Annotated in this window: 22 protein-coding genes and 1 pseudogene; 10 read left to right on the top strand and 13 right to left on the bottom strand. The window is 46.1% G+C overall.

Annotated features, from left to right (window positions below):
• Positions 1-27: 27 nt before the first annotated feature.
• Genes BN6539_RS12085 through BN6539_RS12075 form a run of 3 tightly spaced genes read right to left on the bottom strand, consistent with a single transcriptional unit; the run spans position 28 to position 2,735 of the window.
• Positions 28-891: an SPL family radical SAM protein gene (locus BN6539_RS12085; protein ID WP_067538714.1), complete on the bottom strand. Its 864-nt coding sequence runs from the start codon at positions 889-891 to the stop codon at positions 28-30.
• 11 nt (positions 892-902) lie between these two features.
• On the bottom strand, positions 903-1,553 hold the full coding sequence (locus BN6539_RS12080; protein ID WP_067538712.1) for an HAD family hydrolase: 651 nt from the start codon (positions 1,551-1,553) through the stop codon (positions 903-905).
• A 3-nt stretch (positions 1,554-1,556) separates the two neighbouring features.
• Entirely contained in the window at positions 1,557-2,735 is a 1,179-nt protein-coding gene (locus tag BN6539_RS12075; RefSeq protein ID WP_067538709.1) for a MalY/PatB family protein, read from the bottom strand.
• A gap of 314 nt (positions 2,736-3,049) precedes the next feature.
• On the opposite strand from BN6539_RS12075, the gene BN6539_RS12070 reads away from it, so the two are divergent.
• Positions 3,050-4,048 carry a linear amide C-N hydrolase gene (locus BN6539_RS12070; protein WP_067538708.1) on the top strand — a complete coding sequence of 333 codons (999 nt, stop codon included), beginning with the start codon at positions 3,050-3,052 and terminating at the stop codon, positions 4,046-4,048.
• A 14-nt stretch (positions 4,049-4,062) separates the two neighbouring features.
• On the opposite strand, the gene BN6539_RS12065 is transcribed toward BN6539_RS12070, so the two are convergent.
• On the bottom strand, positions 4,063-5,988 hold the full coding sequence (locus tag BN6539_RS12065; protein ID WP_067538707.1) for an EAL domain-containing protein: 1,926 nt from the start codon (positions 5,986-5,988) through the stop codon (positions 4,063-4,065).
• Positions 5,989-6,282: 294 nt separating this feature from the next.
• Here BN6539_RS12065 and BN6539_RS22950 point away from each other — a divergent pair, with 294 nt between their 5' ends.
• Positions 6,283-6,846, top strand: coding sequence for a hypothetical protein (locus BN6539_RS22950; RefSeq protein ID WP_242869459.1), 564 nt, complete (start codon positions 6,283-6,285; stop codon positions 6,844-6,846).
• A 613-nt stretch (positions 6,847-7,459) separates the two neighbouring features.
• On the opposite strand, the pseudogene BN6539_RS23455 reads toward BN6539_RS22950, so the two are convergent.
• From BN6539_RS23455 to BN6539_RS22620, 7 genes and pseudogenes are all read right to left on the bottom strand, one after another.
• Positions 7,460-7,981, bottom strand: a pseudogene (locus BN6539_RS23455) (thioester domain-containing protein); the annotation flags it as partial.
• Between the two features lie 810 nt (positions 7,982-8,791).
• Positions 8,792-10,831 carry a BclA C-terminal domain-containing protein gene (locus BN6539_RS12055; RefSeq protein ID WP_082907499.1) on the bottom strand — a complete coding sequence of 680 codons (2,040 nt, stop codon included), beginning with the start codon at positions 10,829-10,831 and terminating at the stop codon, positions 8,792-8,794.
• A 76-nt stretch (positions 10,832-10,907) separates the two neighbouring features.
• Complete coding sequence (locus tag BN6539_RS12050) at positions 10,908-11,987, bottom strand: tetratricopeptide repeat-containing glycosyltransferase family 2 protein (protein WP_067538698.1); 1,080 nt, start codon at positions 11,985-11,987, stop codon at positions 10,908-10,910.
• Positions 11,988-12,090: 103 nt separating this feature from the next.
• Positions 12,091-12,669, bottom strand: coding sequence for a DUF6144 family protein (locus tag BN6539_RS12045; protein WP_067538694.1), 579 nt, complete (start codon positions 12,667-12,669; stop codon positions 12,091-12,093).
• 27 nt (positions 12,670-12,696) lie between these two features.
• Positions 12,697-13,233, bottom strand: coding sequence for a CD3072 family TudS-related putative desulfidase (locus tag BN6539_RS12040; protein WP_067538692.1), 537 nt, complete (start codon positions 13,231-13,233; stop codon positions 12,697-12,699).
• Positions 13,234-13,262: 29 nt separating this feature from the next.
• Positions 13,263-13,391 carry a hypothetical protein gene (locus BN6539_RS23105; protein ID WP_276326624.1) on the bottom strand — a complete coding sequence of 43 codons (129 nt, stop codon included), beginning with the start codon at positions 13,389-13,391 and terminating at the stop codon, positions 13,263-13,265.
• Positions 13,392-13,599: 208 nt separating this feature from the next.
• Positions 13,600-14,097, bottom strand: a complete 498-nt coding sequence (locus tag BN6539_RS22620) for a hypothetical protein (protein WP_082907498.1) — start codon at positions 14,095-14,097, stop codon at positions 13,600-13,602.
• Between the two features lie 136 nt (positions 14,098-14,233).
• On the opposite strand from BN6539_RS22620, the gene BN6539_RS12030 reads away from it, so the two are divergent.
• The 6 genes from BN6539_RS12030 (at position 14,234) to BN6539_RS22615 (ending at position 20,282) form a co-directional block, all read left to right on the top strand.
• On the top strand, positions 14,234-14,782 hold the full coding sequence (locus BN6539_RS12030) for a TetR/AcrR family transcriptional regulator (RefSeq protein ID WP_067538689.1): 549 nt from the start codon (positions 14,234-14,236) through the stop codon (positions 14,780-14,782).
• Between the two features lie 95 nt (positions 14,783-14,877).
• Positions 14,878-15,504, top strand: a complete 627-nt coding sequence (locus BN6539_RS12025) for a helix-turn-helix transcriptional regulator (protein ID WP_067538686.1) — start codon at positions 14,878-14,880, stop codon at positions 15,502-15,504.
• Entirely contained in the window at positions 15,501-16,430 is a 930-nt protein-coding gene (locus BN6539_RS12020; RefSeq protein WP_067538683.1) for an ABC transporter ATP-binding protein, read from the top strand. Before BN6539_RS12025 ends, BN6539_RS12020 begins: the two co-directional genes overlap by 4 nt.
• Before the next feature lie 2 nt (positions 16,431-16,432).
• Positions 16,433-17,164: an ABC transporter permease gene (locus BN6539_RS12015; RefSeq protein ID WP_067538681.1), complete on the top strand. Its 732-nt coding sequence runs from the start codon at positions 16,433-16,435 to the stop codon at positions 17,162-17,164.
• 1,099 nt (positions 17,165-18,263) lie between these two features.
• Positions 18,264-19,730 (top strand): AlkA N-terminal domain-containing protein, encoded by a 1,467-nt coding sequence (locus BN6539_RS12010; RefSeq protein ID WP_197492887.1) that lies wholly within the window; start codon positions 18,264-18,266, stop codon positions 19,728-19,730.
• Between the two features lie 12 nt (positions 19,731-19,742).
• On the top strand, positions 19,743-20,282 hold the full coding sequence (locus tag BN6539_RS22615; RefSeq protein ID WP_067538675.1) for a methylated-DNA--[protein]-cysteine S-methyltransferase: 540 nt from the start codon (positions 19,743-19,745) through the stop codon (positions 20,280-20,282).
• A gap of 95 nt (positions 20,283-20,377) precedes the next feature.
• On the opposite strand, the gene BN6539_RS22610 is transcribed toward BN6539_RS22615, so the two are convergent.
• Positions 20,378-20,848: a hypothetical protein gene (locus tag BN6539_RS22610; protein ID WP_067538673.1), complete on the bottom strand. Its 471-nt coding sequence runs from the start codon at positions 20,846-20,848 to the stop codon at positions 20,378-20,380.
• An 840-nt stretch (positions 20,849-21,688) separates the two neighbouring features.
• Between BN6539_RS22610 and BN6539_RS11995 the strand changes: the two genes are divergently transcribed.
• Positions 21,689-22,048 carry an SH3 domain-containing protein gene (locus BN6539_RS11995; protein ID WP_067538666.1) on the top strand — a complete coding sequence of 120 codons (360 nt, stop codon included), beginning with the start codon at positions 21,689-21,691 and terminating at the stop codon, positions 22,046-22,048.
• Between the two features lie 137 nt (positions 22,049-22,185).
• Positions 22,186-23,181: an SPL family radical SAM protein gene (locus tag BN6539_RS11990; RefSeq protein WP_067538663.1), complete on the top strand. Its 996-nt coding sequence runs from the start codon at positions 22,186-22,188 to the stop codon at positions 23,179-23,181.
• Between the two features lie 96 nt (positions 23,182-23,277).
• Here the strand turns inward: BN6539_RS11990 and BN6539_RS11985 are convergent, their stop codons facing one another.
• Complete coding sequence (locus BN6539_RS11985) at positions 23,278-24,552, bottom strand: RidA family protein (protein WP_067538659.1); 1,275 nt, start codon at positions 24,550-24,552, stop codon at positions 23,278-23,280.
• Between the last annotated feature and the right edge of the window lie 94 nt (positions 24,553-24,646).

Below are 24,646 nucleotides of genomic sequence, written 5' to 3'. Positions count from 1 at the left end.
TGTAAAGCGATTTATTCTTTCAAAGTATCAGAAAAAAGAAATTTGTTCCGAAGTCTGATCAAATTCGCGCAAATATGCAAATACTTCTTCCATGCCGAAGATGATATCGTTCTTTCTGCAGGCATCTCTGATTACCTTCATCAATGGTCTGTGATGAGGACTTGTAATTTCATAGGCGTTTTTATAGGTCGCCATATACTTTTCCTTCAGACCAGGAAAATGACGATCCAACTTTTCATAAAAAAATTCTCGACTGCCGTCACGCAGCGTCAGGCCAATACCATAGCAGATGATGCCTTTTACTTTTGCTTCAAGGCAATAGTCCAGCAGGCCGCGGATGTTTTCTTCCGTATCGTTAATGTAAGGAAGCAGCGGGCTGATCCAGACAACAGTGGGAATTCCATTGTCGCGAAAAACTTTCAATGCCTCAAACCGCTGCCGCGTCGTCGATACGCCAGGCTCTAAAATCCTGCACAAATCTTCATCGTAAGTGGTCAACGTCATCTGGACCACACACTTTGATCGTCCATTGATCTGCTTCAACAGATCCAAATCTCGCAGAATATGGGCGGATTTCGTCAGAATACTGAGGCCAAAGCCCATCTGTGCGATGATTTCAATGCATCTGCGAGTCAGCTTCAGTTCCTGTTCCAGGTGAAGATAGGGGTCGGTCATGGACCCAGTGCCAATCATACACTTCTTCCGTTTACGGCTCAGTGCATCTGCAAGCAGTTCCGGTGCGTTTTCCTTCACTTCAATGTCCGTAAAATCGTGGTCCATCTGATAGCACTTGCTTCTGGAGTCGCAGTAAATACAGCCGTGCGTACAGCCTCGATAGATGTTCATTCCGTTGTTGGCGGACAGAATCCCTTTCGCCTTCACTTTGTGCATCTTGCTTCTCCTTATTGTTCCTTCAGCAGAGGAATGACGTTCTCCAAACTGTCTGTCACTTTCCAGGCCTTCGCTCTGGTTTCCTCGTCAGGCTGAACGAGATCTGGTACCATGATCACACGAAGTCCGGCACGTGATGCCGATTCCACCCCTGAAGGGGCATCTTCAAGGGCCAGAGCCTCTTCCGTCTTGATTCCCACTACTTGGCAGGCTTTTAAATAAATTTCCGGGTCAGGCTTACTCTTTGTCACCATATTGCCAAAGACAAAACCGTCAAAATACTCGTAGATGCCCGCCCTAGTCAGTTCTTCCTTCGCGTAATCACTGGAAGAGGAAGTGGCAAGTCCGATGCGGAGTCTTTTTTCCCTGGCTAAGGACAGTACTTCTTTCGCGCCGGCTTTCATAGGAAGTCCCTCAGAATCTACAATTCTCGTAAAAATTTCTCTCGTTTTATCTACAAAAAGGTCGTGGGGGAAATCCTGTCCATAGACGCTTTTAAAATATTCTTCTCTGCGGCGGCGATTAAATCCTACGGTGTGGTAAATCTGGTCTCCCATGTCAGGATAACCGGCCTGTTCACCTATTTCGCTCCAGGCTCTTTGCACCACTCTCTCAGAATCGAAGATCAGCCCGTCCATATCAAAGATAATACCTTTTATCATACATTATATCCTTTCTGCTCCTTTGGTATAAGAAGCGATGCCCTTTGCCAGTCTTTCAAGACCGTCTTCCAGGCGCTCTTTCTGGCAAGCTACGTTGAGTCGCGCAAACTTCTTTCCGTTGCCGCCGTAAATCTCGCCTACGTTCATATATAATCCCGTCTCTCTGCGAATCCATGCACAAAGTTCGGTAGAATTTTTTGTAATTCTGCTGAAGTCCAGCCACATCAAATAAGTCGCATGAGATGAGATTACACCGACTTCTGGTATGTGGTCGGCAATAAATTGGCTGACCAACTGTTTGTTCTGCAAAATATGTCCGCGAAGTTCTTCTAGCCAAGGGCCACCTTTGGTAAAGGCCGCCACCGCGGCGTCAATGGCAAAAGCCCCCGGTTCTGCAGAGTTGCCGACTTCCAGTGCCGCTTTGACCTTTTCTCTCAATCCTTCGTTTGGAATAACTACAGCCGCCGTTTGCAGACCAGCGATATTAAAGGCTTTCGTCGGTGCAATGCAGGTGATGCTGTTCTTGGCACAGACCTCAGATACAGAAGCAAAGGGCGTATAGTCGTATCCCGGATCAGTGAGATCACAGTGAATCTCATCAGAGATGACCGTCACCTGATGCTTACGGCAAAGTTCTCCGATTTTCTCCAGCGTCTCTTTGTCCCAGATATTCCCTGTCGGATTATGGGGATTGCTGAGAATCATCAGCGGTGTCCTCTGATCTGCCAACTTTTCTTCTAAATCCTCGTAATTAATCCAATATTTGCTGCCGTCGTACTCCAACCTGCTTTCAACAGGAATTCGCTTATTTTCTTCAATGGAAATAAAGAAGTGATTATAAATTGGCGTCAGCATCAAAATCTTGTCTTCAGGGTTGGTCAGCGCTCTGATGGCGCAGTCGATGGCAGGAATGACGCCTGTACAGAAGCGCAGCCACTCCTTTTTTATCTTGAATCCATGGCGAGTTTTCCACCAGCCAATTATCGCTTCGTGCCATGGGTTCGGTATGATAGTATATCCAAAAATTCCGTGGCAAACCCTTTCTTTCAGCGCGTCTATAATCTCTGGCGCAGTCTGAAAGTCCATGTCAGCAACCCACATCGGCAATTCATTTTCTTTTACATCCCATTTCAGCGAGTTGGTTCCTCTTCTATCGATCAACGTTTCAAAATCGTATTTCATCCGTTCCACTCCTTCTCAAATCATACATTTTTTAAATTGTACCACAAAATCCTTATTTCAGCCACCAGATGTCTAATCCCGGAGCACTTTATTGCCCAATACTCAGCAGAGTCTGAAACGTAAATTATACGATCCTCTCCAATATCATCTGCAGTTCTTCTTTTTGTTTCTGCAAACTGGGCGGCATCTCCAGATAAAAAGAACTTTCTTTGTTTTTAGATGAATAAGACAAAGTTATAAAATATTCTGCTAAATGTCGGAATATACTTAGATATCATACGATAATATTACCTATTAAAAAGGAGGATTCTAATATGTGCACCGCAATCAACATGCAGTCACTGCACGGAGATATTTATTTTGGACGGACAATGGATTTTTCCTACCCGCTTGATCCGGAGCTGTTCGTCGTGCCAAAGGGATTTGAATGGAATAATCTCCTAGAAACCCATACAATTCGCACCCAGTACAGCTTTATGGGCATCGGCCAGGATATTTCCCCTATTATCTTTGCCGACGGCGTCAATGAAATGGGCTTTGCTGCCGCTACGCTTTATTTCCCCGGCTACGCCCATTACGATGATGCTGACTCACGAGATCCGTCAAAGGTGACAATGGCGGCTTTGGAGTTAGTCAACTTCTTATTGAGCGAGTGTGCTTCCGTTGAGGAGGCTGCCGCCATGCTGCCGTCAATTCAGATTGTTGGAGTAAAAGACGCCGTGACTAGTTCTATAGCGCCTCTGCACTGGATCATGGCAGATAGGAGCGGAAAGTGCATGGTGGTGGAAAAGATGGCAGACGGCTTACATATCATGGATAATCCAATCGGCGTTCTAGCCAATAGTCCCGACTTCAAGTGGCAGATGACAAATCTGCGTAATTACATCGGTACCGCAGTCACCCAGCAGCAAGAGGCGGAATGGGATTCTGTTAAGCTCACCCCCTTTGGACAGGGCGCCGGGACGGCAGGCCTGCCTGGTGATTTTGCACCTCCAGCCAGATTTGTCAGAACGGCCTTTCAAAAAAGTCATACGCCCCTTCCGTCAAACCGAGAAGAGGCGATTGTCACTTGCTTTCATATTATGGAAAATGTGAGCATTCCAAAGGGTACTGTCATTACCAATCGCGATACTGCCGATTACACACAATACACAGCATTTATCGATCTAAACGCGCAGGAGTACTTTTTCAAGACCTATTACAATAATCAAATCGTATCGGCAAAGCTGCCAGAAACCCTTGACTCCACAAAGGAAATCCTCACTTTTGGCAAATTGGTAAGGCCGATTACCTTTGACAGTTGGAACAGCTAATATAGCCGTTCCGACTAGCTTTGCGCCAGCATGAATTCTTCCATCTCTGCTTCCGGCATCGGTTTCGCATAATAAAAACCTTGAATCTGATCCACGCCGAAGTCTACTACCAGCTTTCTCTGCGCTTCAGTTTCTACCCCTTCCGCTATCACTTTCATGCCTAATTCCTTGAACGTACGTGTCAAATTTTTTACAGCCAGTGCAGAATTCTCATTTTTCATGGACACCCATACTAAACTCTTGTCCAGCTTTACTGTGCCGAATGGAATGTTAATTACCGTAGCAATGTTGGAATAGCCTGTCCCGAAGTCATCCAGTCCCATTTTAATGCCATGTTCTTTCATTTTCATCGTAAAATCAGTAACTACCTGCGGACTCTCGGCTAAAGTGCTTTCTGTAAATTCTATTTTAATCGCCGACATAGGCGTACCGTTGGAGCGAATGATTTCCAAAACACGCTCTGACAGATTGGGCTGGGAAAACTGTAAAGCGGAAAAATTCACATGGATAGACCCTACATAGATGCCTTTGCTCATCAAATGATTGATAAACTTGCAGACTTTATCTAAAATGATATAGGTTATATTTACAATCAGCCCGGTCTCCTCGGCAACAGGGATAAACTCAGATGGGTAAATCGGGCCGATCGGCGAATCTGGAATTCTCATCAAAGACTCCGCATAAAAAAAGCGTCCACTTTTAACTGAATAAATCGGCTGGTAATACATTTGAAAACTCTCATCGTCCAACTTTTCTTTTAAAACTTGAATGACCTTGCGTCTGCGCTCCAGCTTCTCCAGCATCTCTTTGTCACAGTAACAGATCTGGCCATATTTCCCTGATTTCGCCTGTGAGACGGCATATTCGATGGAGTTAACCAAGCGCTCAAGTGACTCCCCTTCACCAGAATACTGAACAACGCCTATGACCATGTTCAACATGAAGTGATATTCATCAACTTGCCACGGTTGTTCCATGCGTGCTTGTATATCATTCATGCATTGCCTGATCTGGGCCTCGTCCTCATGGGTAAAGAGCAGTGCAAATTCATCGCCGCTAAAGCGATACACATTTTCTCGGCGGCCGATTTTCTTTAGGAACTGGCATATTATTTTTAAAAGTTCGTCTCCTTTTTGCTGCCCACATGCATTATTGATCTGTCTAAAGTCACGGAGCGATGCGACTGCTAAAACAAACTTCTTTTTTGGCACTTTTTTCAACATCAAGCCCAACATGTCCAATAGTTCCTGACGATTGGGCACATTAGTCAAATAATCCATAGAAATTTGTCTATTCTGCAAGTGCAGATAGATAATCAACAGCGCACAGGTTGCCGCTGAACCAGAAAGAATCACGTTGGGATAAGCCTGCTGCACGATAATAACGGCTACAGCGAGAACTGGAAACGCTGCCAAAATTCTATAAATCTCTCGGTCGATCCGTTTATGGTTGACCAGTGTAACAACAATACTAGCGAGGCAGTAAGCATAAAATATGAGATATGTAACAGATATGAAAGGACCTCTGGTGTAACCATCACTCATGTTGAGGCCAAAAATCCATTGGCTGAAGGGATTACTCAAAATCATCAAAATATAAATCGCTCCAGGGATAACTCCAACAGCAGCAAGCTTCTTGATTTGGCCGCTGTCCGCATAGATAACAGAAAGCGTATAGAGAAAATATGCCAGCCCCATAAGAGGCGTTAATACAAAGTAGACCATCGTAACAGTCCAGGTCATCCACATGGGAATCTGAGCATAGTTATAAATCATGATGGTAGACAAAATATTAGTGAAAATTGCACTAAAAGTCACCATTACACACCATTGAAATATTCTATTCTTTAAAGATGGAAGACGGCTGCCCTTGCGGGCATAGACCCAGATAATCCCCAGCATTACTAAAGAAATAGATTCCGCAGCAATATTCCATTCCAACTTCACACACCTGCCAATCCGCTCGCAGCAAAGGGTACGGTAGCTGCTGCGTTTATTCTACCTTTTATTTTATCATATGTATAATATTTCCACAAGTAAAATAGTCAGATAACCAACCCTTTCAATCGTTCTGTTAAAACTATTGAATCATAGATAGTTCCGCAATTTTATCGTGCGTTATAATAGAAAGGGCAGAATACACCTTTGGCATGTTCTGCCCCTTTGTTATCACTCTATTCGAACAGCTTATCGTTTATATCAGCCTTATTTTAGGCGGTTCCGGTGCACAGCGGCATGGCAGCGGCTTCTGCTTGCATGGCGGCTCCGGCTTGCATGGCGGCTCCGGCTTGCAACAAATATCACATGGTTTTGGTCTACATGGCGGTTCCGGCTTGCAACAAACATCGCATGGTTTTGGTCTACATGGCGGTTCCGGTGGACACGGTGGATATGGCGGTTCCGGCGGACACGGTGGATATGGCGGTTCCGGCGGACACGGTGGATATGGCGGATATGGTGGTTCCGGCGGACATGGTGGCTCCGGCGGATACGGTGGTTCCGGCGGACATGGTGGATATGGCGGATACGGTGGATATGGCGGATACGGTGGTTCCGGCGGACATGGTGGATATGGCGGATATGGTGGTTCCGGCGGATATGGTGGTTCCGGCGGGTATGGTGGTTCCGGCGGGTATGGCGGATACGGTGGATATGGTGGTTCCGGCGGGTATGGCGGACAACAAGGTCCCATACACGGGCATGGAGCTAAACCTCCACCCATATAGTCAGGCGAGTCGTTGTTATTGTTATTGTTATTGTTGTTATTATTGTCGTTATTATTATTGTTATTATTGTTGATACTGATGCCAAACTGTCCGCCTTCGACTTCTACATTCGTGCACGCAGGATACTCGACACAGATGCAAAGACTGGCAGTCAGAGTAATCGGTTCATCATCAAAAGCCGTACCAATTGGCTGATAATTCAATGCCGTACTCTGTGCCTCCAACCCGATAACCCGAGTAATCGTCCCTGAAAACGATGCGGAAAGAGTAAAACATGCAAACTTTCCTGGAATTCGCAGAGCGATATAGAATTCCTGCCCAATAGCAGGATCTCCTATTGGGTTTCCACAGAAGTCCATGTAAGACCAAGAATAGGCTCCATCACAATCACAGAACGGGGTCAGTGTAATTTGCGGCTGGCCTGCAAAACTAGATTGAATACGGAAAGGGCCGATTAATAGTCTTCCGCATATTGTGCGGACTTCGTTGGGACATCCCTGGAAGACAAAATATGACTCGCTTCCATCTGTCGGTAAAGTACTCTGATTACAGCAGTTTAAAAAAGTACTGCCGCCACAGCAGCTTGCGATAGAAGCGGTCAATCCTTCTGGTGGATTCGATTCTGCGTCTACGTACTGACCTGCAAGATCGAGAAGCGCAAGTACAGTTGCTCTCATTCTATCAGATTTGGGATGAGGATCTCCCGTCGTACAATCGAGGAAATATACTTCATCTAAAGAAATCTGTCCCAGCAATACCCAAAGCGCGATTTGTACCGCTGCATAAGCATCATTGTCATCCAGTACAGGACTTGCCGTCGGATCTACTCCTGCCAGAGCAAAGGTATCATTAGCACTGACAGAAGGGAAAGCGTTAGCCATAATCCAGCCAAACATTTCCTTCTGACGTTCAGTGGCTCCAGGAAAGAGGGTTTCAAATGGTCTGCTTTCATATGGAACATCATTGTATGGTCCATCGGCAAATTTGTCCAGACAGTATACTAATTTATTTTGACTGCCTAAAAGGTTTCCAAAGAATTGAAATATCTGATTGTGGTCATCTCTTTTTAAACGATATCTTGACGCTGCGGTATAATCCAAGGCGCAGTAACTTTCTACGCTGGGATTACCACCTACGGTTCCGCTGATATCATTGCCGGAATAGATGATAAACGGCCTTGATATATTTGAAGCTTTTGTTTCAAGCACAGTAATTCCTCCCTATATATGAATTTAGAAGAAAGTTCTCCATGATTAATATATGCAAGGCAGAGGGATAACGGTACGTTGTCAGGATATTATTCCTCTGTATTAAACCTTAATTGACCGCTTTACGCAAATCACTAAATGAGACGTGTTCATAAGCGTGCGTATATCATTTTGGATCTTGCAATATTTGACACAGCGCATCACAGTCTTCCTGCCCCATTTTGCAGTCGGAACAACAGGATAACGAAAATTCCATCGTATTTTTCAATAGCCATTTTGTTGACATGCAGGCAAAATAAACATTCACCAATCTCAATGTACTTAGTTCTATTGCTGCCTGGATCTATCAACGTGAAGTATCTGAAGACTGTCAGCCTCTGTACTTTCAAATAGTGCTGTAATTATATCTGCGGCGATGACTCTGCACCTGTAATCCTTGTGAACGGCAATATGTGGAATACACGAATAATGCCTTGTTATGGAAAGTCCCTTTAATTTGTACAGTTCAAAAGCGGCTTTATTCTCTTGAAGACCTTCCAACTTGAAAAGTATAATTCGGTCGGATTACATGCATAAGAAAAAGAGGTCTTTCACACTGCCATGGGCTAGAGCAAAAACCTATTAATTACATTCCAAGCCTCGTCACTTAATCAGTCCTTGCAAAACATCTGCGCTTTGATGCATACAGCCATTTGCTTCTATATAATTTCTGGACAATAGAAAAGGCAGGGCATGTGAAATCATGCCCTGCCTTTTTGGATTTGTTTATACTCATTTTATCACGTTTTATAGCTAACGATGTTTAATTCATTAGGAAAGTCTAACCACGGTCAGTGATGCGCCGTTGCCGCCCTGAAGAACTGCTGCTCCTGCCAGGCCAAAGAGCTGAAGTTGAAGAGTATCTCCTGCAGTCAAGGTTGCAAAGGTTGTTGCCGAATACGAGCTGACCGATACGGCCGGTGAGAAAGTGGATCCGGCCAATGCAGTACCGTTACGCATAACACGAGACGACATTAATAGCCCTGCAGTAGTCGATACACGATAGGTCACCATATAGGTTCCCGTAGCTGGTACAGTAAAGGTGGTATTCCCAGCATCTACTGTGAAGCCGTCTAAAACCTGATCATTTGGAAGAGGAACAGTCGTTCCTCCTAAAAGAACAGCAATGGTAGCTCCATTGGTATTGAGTGCATTCATACTATTGACTGTCGCAGTAGTTCCGGTTGGACCGGTCGCTCCCGTTGCTCCTGCTGTACCTGCTGCTCCCGTTGGACCTGTTGCTCCCGTTGCACCCGTTGGACCTGTTGCTCCTGTTGCTCCCGTTGGACCAGTCGCTCCATTTGCTCCAGTTGCCCCTGCTGCGCCTGTTGGACCCGTCGCTCCCGTTGCTCCTGCTGTACCTGCCGCTCCTGTTGGACCGGTTGGACCGGTTGCTCCATTCGCTCCCGTTGCTCCTGCTGCTCCAGTTGGACCCGTCGCGCCTGCTGTACCTGCTGCTCCTGTCGGACCCGTTGGGCCTGTTGCTCCCGCTGCTCCTGTTGGACCGGTTGGACCAGTCACTCCTGCTGTACCTGCTGCTCCTGTCGGACCCGTTGGGCCTGTTACTCCTGCTGCTCCTGTTGGACCGGTCGCGCCTGCTGTACCGGCTGCTCCTGTTGGACCCGTTGGGCCAGTCACTCCTGCTGTACCGGCTGCTCCTGTCGGACCCGTTGGGCCTGTTGTTCCCGCTGGACCAATGGCTCCGTCTGCTCCGGTATTTCCTGTTGCTCCCGTTGGGCCTGTTGCTCCGTCTGCTCCAGTGCTTCCCGTTGCTCCTGTCGGACCCGTCGGGCCATCTGCTCCGTCTGCTCCGGTATTTCCTGTTGCTCCCGTTGGGCCTGTTGCTCCATCTGCTCCGGTTGGGCCCGTTGCTCCCGCTGGACCAGTGGCTCCGGCTGCTCCTGTGTTTCCGGTTGCTCCTGTCGGACCGGTCGGGCCATCTGCTCCGTCTGCTCCGGTATTTCCTGTTGCTCCCGTTGGGCCTGTTGCTCCATCTGCTCCGGTGTTTCCTGTTGCTCCCGTGGCTCCCGCCACACCGTCTGCTCCAGTGTTTCCTGTTGCTCCTGTCGGGCCGGTCGGGCCATCTGCTCCATCTGGACCAGTATTTCCCGTTGCTCCTGTCGGACCGGTTGCTCCGTCTGCTCCAGTGTTTCCCGTTGCTCCTGTCGGACCCGTCGGGCCTGTTGCTCCTGTAGCGCCAGATCCAGGGCCGGTCGGGCCTGTTGCCCCAGTTGGACCCGTTACACCTACACCAGTGTTTCCTGTCGGGCCTGTTGGGCCAGTCGGACCAGTGGCTCCTGTTGGACCCGTCGGACCAGTTGGGCCATCTATTCCATCTACGCCGTCTTCTCCCGGTGCGCCAGTTGCTCCGGTAGCGCCATCTCTTCCGTCTCTTCCGTCTGCGCCAGTTGCTCCGGTTACACCATCAACTCCGTCTCTTCCATCTGCACCAGTTACTCCTGGTGATCCACTAGCTCCCGTTGGGCCAGCTGGAATTGTAAATATCAGATCTACGCCATCACGCGAAAGAGTTTCATCTACATTGGCATCTGTTCCAGGGTCGCCTGTAATAGTCCCGACAACCTTAATTATAGGTGTTGTTCCATCTTGACCTGCTGCGCCAGTCGCTCCCGTTGCGCCGGCTATGCCTGCAGTACCAGTCGGACCCGTTGGTCCAGTTGGACCCGTCGGACCGGTTGGACCGGTTGGGCCGGTTGGGCCGGTTGGGCCTGGAGTCCCTGTACAGTGGTATACTGGATAGCACATGCCATAATCCATATATCGACATCTTCCATTTATATTATAATTCATATATTCACATCCCTTTCAATTCGCGGCTATGCCGCACTTTTATAATATGACATTACGCGAAAGGGGGTCCATGAAATCAATGAGATTTTAATTTTTTATCAAAATATTTTTTGTTGTGCAAAAATGCCGATGCATTTGGTTTGTACTCGCCAGCTTTGTCATTATACGCTTTTGCCTTTTCTACTTCACCCAGTTTATCATAACAGACACAGAGCTGAATCGCCGGAATGTAGTCGTAACAGTCAGGCAGGATAAATCCGCCCTTGCGATAATCCATCTGGCAGTCCAGCGCCGTTTCAAACCAAAAGGCTGCCGTTTCAAACCGCCCTGTTTTCATAAAGCAGTCTCCAATTTCACAGCAGACTTCCGCCCTGGGAATATCGTAGAGCAAACTTCGAAAAAGCATCAGCAGCGCTTCGTCACTTTTGCCAGTCAGCATATAACACTTTGACGACATGATGCAGGCCTCGATTTTATCCTCCATCCATCCGTCAGGCAGTGACAAAAAAACGCCAAAGGCTTCAATCGCATCGTCATACAACTGGTGATAGTACAACTCGCGAGAATAGTAATACTGTTCGCGCGCAGAAAGAATTCTGCCTTCTGCCAGCAGTTTTCTATAAATATTGAGATTGCGGTCGGGATCACCTGCACCAAGTTTCCTGTGGCAAATCGCAACATCAGAATATAGGAGATTGCCATTCGGTGTAATGACTTCATGGACAGCTCCCTGCCATGGATGGCTTTGATCATTGCGGATAATTCTCTCCCGATAGTACCAGAACGATGGATTTCCGTCGTCATCAAAGGCAGTATTATAACGCATCATAACAATATCTGTGTCCAAGGTAAGTGTATTTTTGAGAGTTAAGAAATCCAATCGATCCTTCTCTTCTATCACATCGTCCGCATCCAGCCACATACAATATTCCTTATTTGCTTTAGAAAAAGCATAATTTCTAGCAGCGGCAAAGTCGTCAATCCAGGCAAAATCAAAAACCTGGTCTGTATATTGTAAAGCAATCTGCTTTGTCGCATCTGTTGAGCCTGTATCTACGATGATTATTTCATCTACCAATCCTTTGACGCTGGAAAGACAGCGATCCAAAACGTCCTCTTCATCTTTGAGTATCATGCATAAGCTGATTGTTATCATTCATATCCTCCTTCATATGCTGTATAGGCTTATATAAAGGCTATCTTGATATCATATGAAGGTCCCATCATAGTGTGAAAAAAAAGACCGCCTGATTCTTCGATCAGACGATCTCAACCCGCATTAAACAGTAGTCAAAACCCTGCTTGATACTCTGCAGAACCTCCACTTCCACTGGACGTTCAAATATATGTTCGAACAAAGCTTTGCTGTATCCTGCCGTGCAGTGACACCAGGTCAGAGACTGGTGAATACGTCCTTGTTCTAACATGGGACATTCACAAACGAACATTTTGGTATACAGCACTTTTCCTTCCATATACCAGCCTGCGCCACTCTCGTTAAGGACCGCTACCATGTTTGCCAAATCACAGCCGACAGACTCGTAAACTTCTCTTAAAGATTTTGCTGCCTCCTGGAGTCTGCCATTTTCATCGCAGTAACAGTCTTTGCGTATCTCGATAATTTCCTCTTTATCAAAGTGATCTTCCAGAGCTCTGCACATGTTTTCAACCCACAATCCACGTTGATCCGCTCCTGCGTTAACATCTAGCGGAATTAAAGCAAGAAATTCCTCAGCATCCTTCTTTGATATATGTTTTGTCAGACTTTTTTTCAGCCGTTCCATCTCCTCTTGTTCTAAAGTGGGACTGACAAAGTCCGGCATATTAAAATTCTTCATCTTCAATTCCTCCTATGTTTTAATCGGTCACAGAAGCGCTTCTACCCGCATTGCTGCATCCGCGTCTGCTTTTACACCTATGACGGGAATTTCTAAATTGATGTCTGTCAGCGCCGCCTTTAACTTTGTAATAAAGACGCCCTGCCCTTCTAGCTCCCGATTATCGTCGGAAGTGGTATTGACGCCGCAGCAAGGAGAACGATTGATGCCGACAATGCCGATAACCTCAAATCCGTGCTTGTGGTACTCAAAAATCTGTCTCATGACAAACTCCGTCAGCACCGAAAGCTGTGCGGACACAGACGGTTCTTGCATCGCTTTGCGAATACGTGTATTCTCAACTACGACTGGACTTTCAGCGCCCAAAACATTTCCTCTGTCTAATCCAAGGCAGCAGAGCTCCGGACAAGGCATCTGCACGATACCCACTTTTGCCTTCAGTAAGATTTGCAGAATTTCCTCATTGGCGCCCGGGTAATCTGCTGTACCGTCAGAAATTGAATTTTGATTGAGCAGGCAGTGTGCGACAAATATGACCCGCTTACTCCTCGCATCTGTAAACATATGATTTTCCTCCTGATTAAAATTCTATCTTAAGCGATTCCAAAGTATAAAGCCGATTTCACCGGCTTGTATCCCCATCTTCCCCAGCACTTGGCTGTAGGATATTCCATATCCTCTCCTTGCTGAAAGGCGATATTCCACTTTACCTCGCCCTCCATCAGCCGTAACAGTTGAGTGGTATTTCTACAAGGTGGACCAGCATTTTTTTTCTGCAGATATTTGAAAAAGGTTCAAAAAGCCCAGAACTATCGTGGCGTCTCTTTTAGGTAATATGCTATCTTTCGGTTTCTGCTGTCACGGATTTCTCATAGAAACTGCAGCACAACGCCATTATATCATTCTTACGGCATCCTGTCATTTTTATTTTCACTGCACTATGGAAAGGATTTGAACAATACAGGCTGACAGCAAGGCGGTCACAGCGCCAATCAAAATCCCCTTGAGTCCTCCAATTACATGAAACCAAGGATCACGGTAGACTTGCTCCATGTCTTCTGTTCCCGGAATTCTCAGTTTCTTACTGTGGCAGAACAAACCAATATCCAATACGACGACATCGTAAACATTGACTGCTAAAAACAGCATAAACACATGGACATAGGCACTATTGAAAGTCTTTGCGCCTGAGAAATAGGCGGTTAGACCCAGAACAATTGCAAATAGAAATACAGCGCTAATTTTAACGGCAATATGTCGCCGCTCTATTTTTTGGATTACACCCGCATATTGAGGCAGACTTTCCACCCTCTCTCTGATGGACGGCGGATAGGACATGATCTGTTTGACAGGGTTTTGATATAGTGCAGGAAGGATAATCAGCGTTAGTGCGATACAGGCGATTATGCATTCAATTGCTAATAACATATTTTGCTCCTTTTATCAACTGTGGCGGCACACTTGTGCACTTATTTTAAACCTAGTATAATACTATCAGTTACTGAGAGCAATAAGTGAAGAAAAAGTGATACAAATATTTCATTTTGTGCCGCGGGAGGAAATTATGGAAATCAAGGAAGAAAACAAGACGAGGAAGTGGATCATAGACGCGCTCTTTGCCTTACTCAAACGACGAGATTATCGAGATATAACAATCAATCAAATTGTCAATCAGGCGGGTCTTGGCAGAAGAACCTTTTATCGTTATTTCAAATCAAAGGATGAGGTTATGGAGTATACGACCAAACTTCTGATGAATGACTTTGCAGCTAAAATCATCGCCAACAGCGCAGACACCTTGGAGACCGTCGCAAGATCTTATTTTGAATTTTGGGAAGGTTACATTGATATACTTCTTCTGCTCAATAAGGCACACCTGCTCTACTTCGTAGAGGATCATCTGCTATCTCTCATCTACGAAGCAGCTCTGAAGTCAGGACATGTCTCTGCCGAGATCAGCAAAGAAATACTGGAAAAACAATACGAACAGTATCAGTATGAATTTGCCTTTAAGCTGGCGGGATTCTGGAAAGTTACAATTCTCTGGTGTTCCGAAAGTCCGAGAAAAAGACCAGAAGAAATGAGCAAAATCATCAGTGCTATCTTAAAATAAGGATTAACAGATTTTACCGGGCAAGTTTCAGTCTCTTGCCCTTGACACCATCTATAAGCAATGTTACTATTAGTAATACGAGGAGGTTATGAGAAATGGACACAAATATTCTAGGCTTGTTAATGATCGGCAACTGGACAATCTACGAAATGCGTAAAATGATTGAAACAAATTTCACTTCAATCAGCAGCAGCAGTTTGGGAAGCATGCAGACTGCCATAAAGAAGTTGTTGGAGATGGAATGCATTACCTTTTCCGAGCACGTAGAAAACGGCGTTAACAAAAAGGTCTATTCGATTACAACAGCAGGGAAAAGGAAATTCTTTTCTAACATCTCTGCACCGATGAAGTACAAAGAGAAGAATATGGAATTGAACAAGTTTTTCTTTTTGGGTTTTTTAGAAAAAGAGGCTCAGATAACATCACTGGATTCTTACATCAAAGAACTATATCAGGAACTTGCCATGTTGCAGAAAATACAAGAGAGCGTCGGAGACAGCACCCAATTCGACGAAGAATATCTGGTTATGCTGCAGCAGTGCGGGGCTGAGCCAGAAATATTGAATCCAGATAACGGCAAGACCCCTTTAGAGATGATCGAGCAGATTGCCCAATACCAACTTGCTACCCTGCATCTGGGTTTAGCAAAGATAAAATTTGAAATTTCCTGGTTTGAGGAATTCAGAGAATCGCTGCACAACAATAAGGAGGTGCCTCAATGATCGAAATCATAAATCTGACAAAGAAATTCCGTAATAAGAAGGGGGAAGTAGTTGCAAACGAAAACATCTCTCTTTCGATACCAAAAGGTAAAGTCTATGGCATACTAGGACAGAACGGTTCTGGAAAAACCACTTTGATCAATCAGATTATCGGACTTTACAAGATTGAAGACGGCGAAATCTTCATCTCTGGAAATTCTGTCAAAGAAGATCCTAAAGCGGCCAGAACTCTCTGCTCAGTACAGACACAAGGGCAGCTGGCTTTTGGTGAGCTGACTCCAAAAAAGGCAGTCAGACTTATGGGCGAACTGCGGGGCGGTAAGCCGGAAGAAATCGACGAACAAATTGATTACTTGTTCTCTGCCCTGGATATTTTGGAGTGGGTTAACACGCCAGGCAATCTTTTATCAGGCGGAATCAAGAGGCTGACCGCCTTTTGTATGGCTGTTATCTGTGCCAAAGACTTTATTATCCTGGACGAACCGACCAATGACGTAGACCCTGTCAGAAGAAAGCGCCTTTGGCAGGAGATCAAGCGGATGACTGCCAAAGGCTGCGGTGTCATCGTAGTAACCCATAATATTCTTGAATTAGAAAGTGTAGCTGATATCGTTACTATCATCGACGACGGCAAGCTGATCTCTACAGGTACGATTACCGATATCAAAAGCCGCCTCTCCAATCACTTGAAACTGAATTTACACTACGACGATGAGGGCACAGCAGAAAAGCTCCGCATTCCAGAATGGGGCATATCGTCAAGCCACGGCGATGGCATGATGATAATAACTCTTGCTCCCGAAAAAATAGACAGTGCCTTGGAATGGGGCCGAACTCTCGTCACAGAAAAATCTATCGTCAGTTATTCTATATCAGATACCACCCTTGAAGACGTTTATATCGATTTAATCAAGAAAGGAGCCTAGAAATGACATTTACAAATCAAGTTTCAAGCATTATCAGCCTGCAGGCCAACAGACTGGGCGGAACCCTAATCTTCTATGCACTGCAGCAGATCATCATATCTCTGGGAATCACCATCGGCTTCACTTTTCTCTATGCTGATATAGACAAATCCACCATTTTGTATCTTGCAACCGGTGCCCCGACCATGATTTTCGTCACCTGCGGGTTGGCATGCCTGCCCATGCAGAACTCCACCGCAAAGACGGAAGGGCATTTAAATTTTTTAAAAACCCTGCCAGTCAACAGGCTTTCCATCGTCATCGCGGATACTGTCATCTGGTTAGCCGTTTCATTGCCCGGAATCATTATTTCTACCCTTTCAGCCCACTTTATCTTCCGGCCAGGATACTCTTTCAGCTGGCTAGTCATTCCGTCATGCCTATTAGCCGCCCTCACTTGTATTGCAATCGGCTACGGCTTTTCCTATGTGCTGAAACCAGAGACCACCTTGGTAGTCTGCATGCTGTGTGTGTTTGGCGCTCTGATGTTTTCTCCCATAAACTTTCCAATGGATCGGCTGCCCGCCTGGATGCAGGTTGTCCACAATATACTGCCCATTGACTCCATGGCGCAGATTATCAGGTCTACGTTTGCTGGAACCATGTTCTCAGTCGATTTCGTTCATTACATCAAATTAAGCTTATGGTGTGTTGCTGGCTATGGCGTAGTCGCTATCATGATAAATAAGAAATAAGTTCCTTTCCAGTGTATAAGGCACGCCAGTTACGCAGTATCAGGGCCAAATCCCTGAACGGTTACGCTCTTTGCTGATAAAATAGCTGTTCTCCGTAACGGCGGGGTCAGACAGACGCATCAGTTACGCAGTATCAGGGCCAAATCCTTGAACGGTTAGGCAGCTTGCTGGTAAATTGGCCGTTCTCCGTAACAGCGGGGTCAGGCAGACGCATCAGTTACGCAGTATCAGGGCCTAATCCCTGAACGGTTACGCTGTTTGCTGATAAAATAGCTGTTCTCCGTAACGGCGGGGGCAGGCAGACGCATCAGTTATGCAGTATCAGGGCCTAATCCCTGAACGGTTACGCAGCTTGCTGGTAAATTGGCCGTTCTCCGTAACGGCGGGGGCAGACAGACGCATCAGTTACGCAGTATCTGGGCCTAATCCCTGAACGGTTACGCAGCTTGCTGGTAAATTGGCCGTTCTCCGTAACAGCGGGGGCAGGCAGACGCATCAGTTACGCAGTATCCGGGCCAAATCCCTGAACGGTTACGCAGCTTGCTGGTAAATTGGCCGTTCTCCGTAACAGCGGGGGCAGGCAGACGCATCAGTTACGCAGTATCTGGGCCTAATCCCTGAACGGTTACGCAGCTTGCTGGTAAATTGGCCGTTCTCCGTAACAGCGAAGATGTGAAGAAACACGGCAGCATTAGCAGCAAAACGCTTTGCTAGAGCCTCGGATACTTTTTGTGAATACAGGTCCGAAAATGGCGAGATTCTTCGTCAAGATGTGGTATAATGAACACAATAATTTCACGGTGTTACCGCAAGGAAGTGTTCATTGAATCATGACATTCGATTCTATTTTTAAAGGAATCGTCATGGTATAATGAACACAATAATTTCACGGTGTTACCGCAAGGAAGTGTTCATTGAATCATGACATTCGATTCTATTTTTAAAGGAATCGTCATGGTATAATGAACACAATAATCTCACGGTGTTACCGCAAGGAAGTGTTCATTGAATCATGTGCTGCGATTCTATATTCAAAGGAATGCACATGGTATAATGATTCCATAATCTTAAGGCACCCGCCGCAGGGAAGGATGAAATCATGGAGAGTAAGGAAACGGCTTTGTATGCTGCTTTTAAAACGAAAGATCCACGCTTTGACGGTCATTTTTTTGTCGGCGTCCGCTCCACAGGCATCTACTGTCGCCCAATCTGCAGAGCCAAACTGCCAAAGCCGGAAAACTGCACCTATTTTTCTACAGCAGCGGAAGCAGAACAAGAAGGCTTTCGCCCCTGCCTGCTCTGCCGCCCGGAACTTGCCCCAGGATCTGCACCGGTGGATGCGACGGTGTCACTCGCGCATCAGGCCGCAAGAGTTTTAGAAGAGAATTGCGGCAGCATTGAGAACTTGGAGGATCTTGCTTTTTCCATGGGCTGCAGTGATCGGCATTTGCGTCGTGTCTTTTCCGCCGTATATCACGTTTCTCCCATTCAGTACTTGCAGACCTGCCGCCTGTTACTAGCGAAAAATCTGCTAACAGATACGAGGCTTTCTGTTCTTGATGTTGCAATGACATCTGGCTTTCACAGTCTACGTCGTTTTAATGATGTCTTCAAAAACCAGTACCAGCTCACCCCCACCGCCCTGCGTAAGCAGTCCGGCAATGGAGAGGAAATCCAAAGACAGGATAATATCACTCTTACACTTGGGTATCGGCCGCCTTACGGCTGGAAACAGTTGCTTTCATTCCTCGCTTTGCGAACAATTCCCGGCGTCGAAGTCGTAAAGAATGACGCTTATTTTAGAACGGTTCGTCTGACTGTGAGACAGAAAAAAACCTTCTACGGCTGGATTCGCATAGAAAATCGCCCGCGGAAAAATGTTCTGCAGGTGACGGTATCCGTCTCCCTTCTGCCTGTGGTGCCCCAGGTCTTATCACGGATACGCCATCTCTTCGATCTGTACTGTGATCCGGACGTCATTTATAAAAGTCTCTCCGTTATGAATGCGCTGCAGCCAAATTTATGCGTATGCGGTACACGGCTGCCAGGCTGTTTCGACCCTTTCGAAATGGCCGTTTACGCTGTACTCGGCCAGCAAATTTCAGTAAAAGCCGCAGGCACGCTGGCAGGACGGTTAGCACAAACCTTTGGACTTGTTATCGAAACAGGCATCGAAGGATTAACCCACGCATTTCCAACGCCACAAGACCTCCTTGCATTGGATTGCCCCATTGAGGATACGTTAGGTCCCCTTGGCATTTCGGCTTCAAAGTCAAAGACCATACTGACCTTGGCAAAAGCGCTGAAAGAAGGCGAGCTAAGTTTTCATTTTAACAGCGAGCCTCATGTGGTGACAGCTAAACTGCTCGATATATCCGGCATCGGTCCATGGACAGCACAGTATCTTGCCATGCGGTGCTTAGGCTGGACGGATGCCTTTCTTTATACCGACTATGGCATCAAAAAGGCGCTGGCTCCACGTACTGAACAAGAGATTCTTGAGCTGGCCGATAAATGGCGTCCCTGGCGAAGCTATGCTGCAATTAATATATGGAATTCACTATAGGAGGAAAGTTAAATGTACTTTAAGATGGAATATATGTCCCCTTTGGGACCTCTGACGATGGCAAGCGACGGAAACGCTTTGATTGGCCTATGGATGGAAGGACAGAAGTACTTTGCCGCCACTGTACAAGAGGAAATGGCAGAAAATGATGATCTCCCAGTCTTTAACGACGCCAAAAGCTGGCTGGACAAATATTTTGCAGGCGGGAAACCGGTTCCTTCAGATTTGCCCCTTGCTCCTGCGGGCAGTGCGTTCCGTCAGGAAGTGTGGCAACTGCTCTGTGAGATACCTTATGGAGAGATTACCACTTACGGCCAGTTGGCCAAAGAAATTGCAAAAAAACGGAACAAACCCGGCATGTCTGCGCAAGCCATAGGAGGCGCCGTCGGGCATAATCCAATTTCTATCATTATCCCCTGCCACCGGGTCGTGGGATCAGCTGGCAGCTTAACGGGATATGCTGGAGGAATTGAAAAGAAGATCCAATTGCTGGCACTCGAAGGAGTGGATATGAGCAGCATGAGCATACCGAAAAAAGGGACAGCCCTGTAAACAGTTATGTATTCTGGAGTCTAATAATTAAAGAGGCGGGAATCGAAAATTCGATTCCCGCCTTTCGTGTTTTGCTGTCGTATAGAGTAAAGTCTTTATTTATTCAAAATCTCCGCCTTGCAGGTTGAAACGAAGGTTGGGTCACTTTCGTTTGCACCCACAAGAACCAGCATCCCAAATTCATTTATCAGTACCGTGCCCTGGGCAACAGTCTGGCCGCCAGCCTTGATACTGACGCCACTAGTGCCTGCCGGCAAATACTGTCGTACAGCATTTTGACAATCCGCACCACAGCCCTCTGGAGCCGGAACTGGCGCCGGAAGATAAGTGATTGTTTCATCATAGGTGGCGCTGGTTATTCTAACCGATACAATGCGGCAAATGGATACCGCCTCTTGAGGAACTCCTTGATTGTTTACAATTTGAAATAATCCAGAATTTGGATTGGTATTCGGTGCAGGCAATAATGATCCTGGACGGCCGCTAACATTGTCTCCGCTCTCCATTGCAACAATAATATTGTCATTTGGATAGAGAGAGATAATCTGCTGAAGAACATTCCTCATCTGCTGAACACAGAAACAATCAACTCCATTGCCTGTCGGACCCGTTGGGCCCGTTGGACCTGTCGAACCCGTTGGACCGGTTGGGCCTGTTGGACCCGTTGAACCCGTTGGACCGGTTGGGCCTGTCGGACCCGTTGGACCAGTTGGACCCGTTGGACCTGTCGGACCGGTTGGGCCTGTCGGACCGGTTGGACCAGTTGGACCAGTTGGACCCGTTAGGCCTGTTGGACCCGTTAGGCCTGTCGGACCGGTTGGGCCTGTCGGACCCGTTGGACCTGTCGGACCTGTTGGACCCGTTGGACCCGTTGGGCCTGTTGGACCTGTTGAACTCGTTGGACCCGTTGGGCCTGTCGGACCGGTTGGGCCCGTCGGGCATCTCAGGCACATTGGTCTCGGATACCTGCAACAATAAGGATATCCTGTACAATACATATTATGGAACTTCGATGGTGGCGCAAAATAGTAATCTATTTCTCCTCTTCCATACTCTCTATTAAAATAATTCATGAAATCACACCCTTTTCAATTAGCAGTTATGACTGCTATTACACATAATATGCGATTATTAAAGAGGTGCGATTATATTCTAAATAAATTTATATCATAAACTACTCTCATGCGAAATACCGTCCCATAAAAGTTCTTTAGGACTTGCCTGTTTTCGCAAGCGGCTTTTCAGCCTTATGCCAATTGAACAGTCTCAACGAGTATCTCCAGGTTTCTTAACTACTGGGAAACAAATAAACTGATTTTCACAAGAGTGTATGCTATAATCAGTAAACCAGGTGTTTTTAATGAATTATGCATACTGTTAAGTTGCTAATGAAAGAGGTGGAATAGATGCAAAATTTTTATACTGTCATACAACAATACGAAGATAGCAATCCTGATCCTATTATATTGAACACAGGTGATGTGGTGCAACTCGGTGAGGAATACAAGGAAGACGCCGCATGGCCAAATTGGATTCGCTGTATTTCCAAGAAGACCGGAAAGAGCGGGTGGACTCCCCTGCAGATCTTGCAAATCAACGGTGAAACAGCTGTTGCAACAACCAATTACACAGCAAAGGAAATGACTGTAACCGTAGGAGACGTGGTAACCGGCCATCACGAATTAAACGGCTGGCTTTGGTGTGTCCGCGCATCGGATAAACAAAATGGATGGGTTCCAAAAAACTGTCTCAAATTAATAGAATAAGCATTTTGTCCACTTCCATGACCAAGGAACTGCCATTCGTTTCAGATCCGTGTTGGATATCATAAATATGCGCCCACATGCACATACTACGATAAAAAGAAATATGTCTGACTAATAGTTAGAATAGAGGGTGAGTTATGAAATTTGATGCAGTATATTATGAGCCGAATAGTCTTTCCTATGAATTGGGTAAACAATTAAAAGATCAATTTACCGATTTGCCGTGGATACCGATCGATAGTCACAATTCCATAAAAGAAATGCGTGAAAAAGAAAACGCCGAGTTTGGAAAAATGAAGCGAAATTTAATTATAGGCACTAGAAAAACTCACAAATATGTGGAGAATCAAAAGGTGTCAGACTATTTAGTCCCCTACACCTCGTCTGGCTGTACCGCCATGTGCCTGTATTGTTATCTGGTATGCAACTATAACAAGTGTGCTTATCTGCGCCTGTTTGTCAACAGAGAACAGATGCTGGACCGTTTAATCAAGAAAAGCCGCGGCAGTGAAAAACCCTTGACTTTTGAAATCGGCAGCAACAGTGACCTGGTTCTTGAAAATACCATAACGAGCAATCTCCTCTACACCATACCTCGCTTTGCTGAGGAAGGTGTTGGCAGTTTGACCTTTCCAACAAAATTTCACATGGTGGACAGCCTTCTCGATCTGCCTCACAAAGGGAAGGTTATTTTTCGCATGAGTGTCAATCCCCAGCCTCTCATCAATCGTATTGAACTGGGCACATCTGATTTACAAAAGCGAATAGAAGCCGTAAACAAAATGTGCGAAGCTGGTTACCCCTGCGGACTTTTAATTGCGCCGGTCATGTTGGTAGATGGCTGGAAAGAACTGTACACAGAACTTTTAGAGCAGCTGCGGGACGGTTTATCAGAAAAGGTGAAAAAGGAAATGTTTTTGGAGATCATCTTGATGACCTATTCCTATATCCATCGCGCCATCAACGGCGACGCTTTTCCCAACGCACCGGATCTATATGACAAAGAGCTGATGACAGGACGCGGCAGAGGTAAATATTGCTATAAGCCGGAAGAAAGAAAAAAGGCAGAAGAATTTCTGCGTTCAGAAATCAAACGGATTTTAGGCGATGTGAAGATTTTGTACGTCAGTTAATGTGACTTAACACAGATTCTAATCAAAGGAAAGAATTAAAAAAGCAACAGGATTTCCTGAAGGAATGAACTCCTGTTGCTTTTCTGTATGATAAGGTTATTTTGTCGTTGGCGGTGTTCCCTCCGCATTAGATACGACTGCGTCAATTTGGATACAGGCTTGTTCAGGCAAGTCTGCTACGCCGACAATTCTTCTGGCAGGAATCCCGCCTGGGAAGAACTCTTTGTACACTTCGTCCATAGCATTGATATCTGCAATATTTTTCAAAAAAATGTTTACCTTCACCACATCGTCCATCACATGGCCGATGCTTTCTACGATTGCTTTGATGTTGGTTAAGCACTGCTTTGTCTGCTCTTTTACGCCTCCTGTTACCACAGCGCCGGTATGCGGGTCTAAAGGCAGTTGCGCCGAGAGATGGTTGTAATGGGAAAAGGCTACCGTCTGCGTTGACAGAGGGCATTTCGGCGCTTTGTCCGTATTGTTTGCTTCTACGATCAGTCCGTGTCTGTCTTCTACAGCTTGCGGAGGCGTTCCGTCCCCATGGGATACGACTGCTTCCACTTGAATACATGCGTTCATCGGCAACGCTGACGCTGCAATGACTGTGCGGGCAGGAACGTAAGCAGCAGTCCTTGCAATAGCAGAATCCGGAAAGAATGTTCGGTATACTTCATTCATCGTGTCAGTGTCTGATAGGTTCTTAAGAAAAATATTCAGTTTGACGATGTCGTCAAAAGGAACGTCAATGCTTTCCAAAATAGCCTTGATATTTTTGAAGCATTGTGCCGCCTGTTCTTTCACACCGCCAGTGACCAATTTGCCTGATTTCGCTTCAATAGGCAGCTGTGCCGAAAGATGATTGTAATGAGAAAATGCAACAGTCTGCGTTGACAGCGGACAAGTCGGCGCATTTTCCGTGTTATTTGTCAGCTTTATCAGGTCGCCTGCCTGCGGTGCATTTGGAATGGTACCTTCGCCGTTAGAGAGAAGGGCTTCTACCTGTACCAAAGCATCCATGGGCAAAGCGGCCACAGCCGCTACTGTCCGTGCAGGCACATAGACGGGAAAAAATGTTTTGTAAACCTCGTCTATGACTTCTATATCTTTGATATTTTTGACGAAGATCGTAATTTTAACTACATCACTCAGACAATGGTCGATGCTTTCAACAATCGCTTTGATATTTTCAAAACATTGTTTTGCCTGTTCTTTGACGCCGCCTGCCGCCAGCTTGCCTGATTGGGGCTCAATGGGCAGCTGGGCCGAGAGGTTGTTGTAGTGAGAGAAGGCAACAGTCTGCGAAGAACGACCGCCGTCACTTGGGGCATTTTCTGTATTTCTGGCTAATACTGCGTTGTACATGCTCATAATAGTATACTCCTTTATATTAGATTATCGAGATACTTTTATTCTGCACTGAAATACGGATTCATATGCGGCGTCTTCGTATTCCAACTTGACA

Source organism: Emergencia timonensis (assembly GCF_900086585.1).
Taxonomy (GTDB): domain Bacteria; phylum Bacillota; class Clostridia; order Peptostreptococcales; family Anaerovoracaceae; genus Senimuribacter; species Senimuribacter timonensis.
This window is presented reverse-complemented; position numbering and strand designations above follow the sequence as displayed.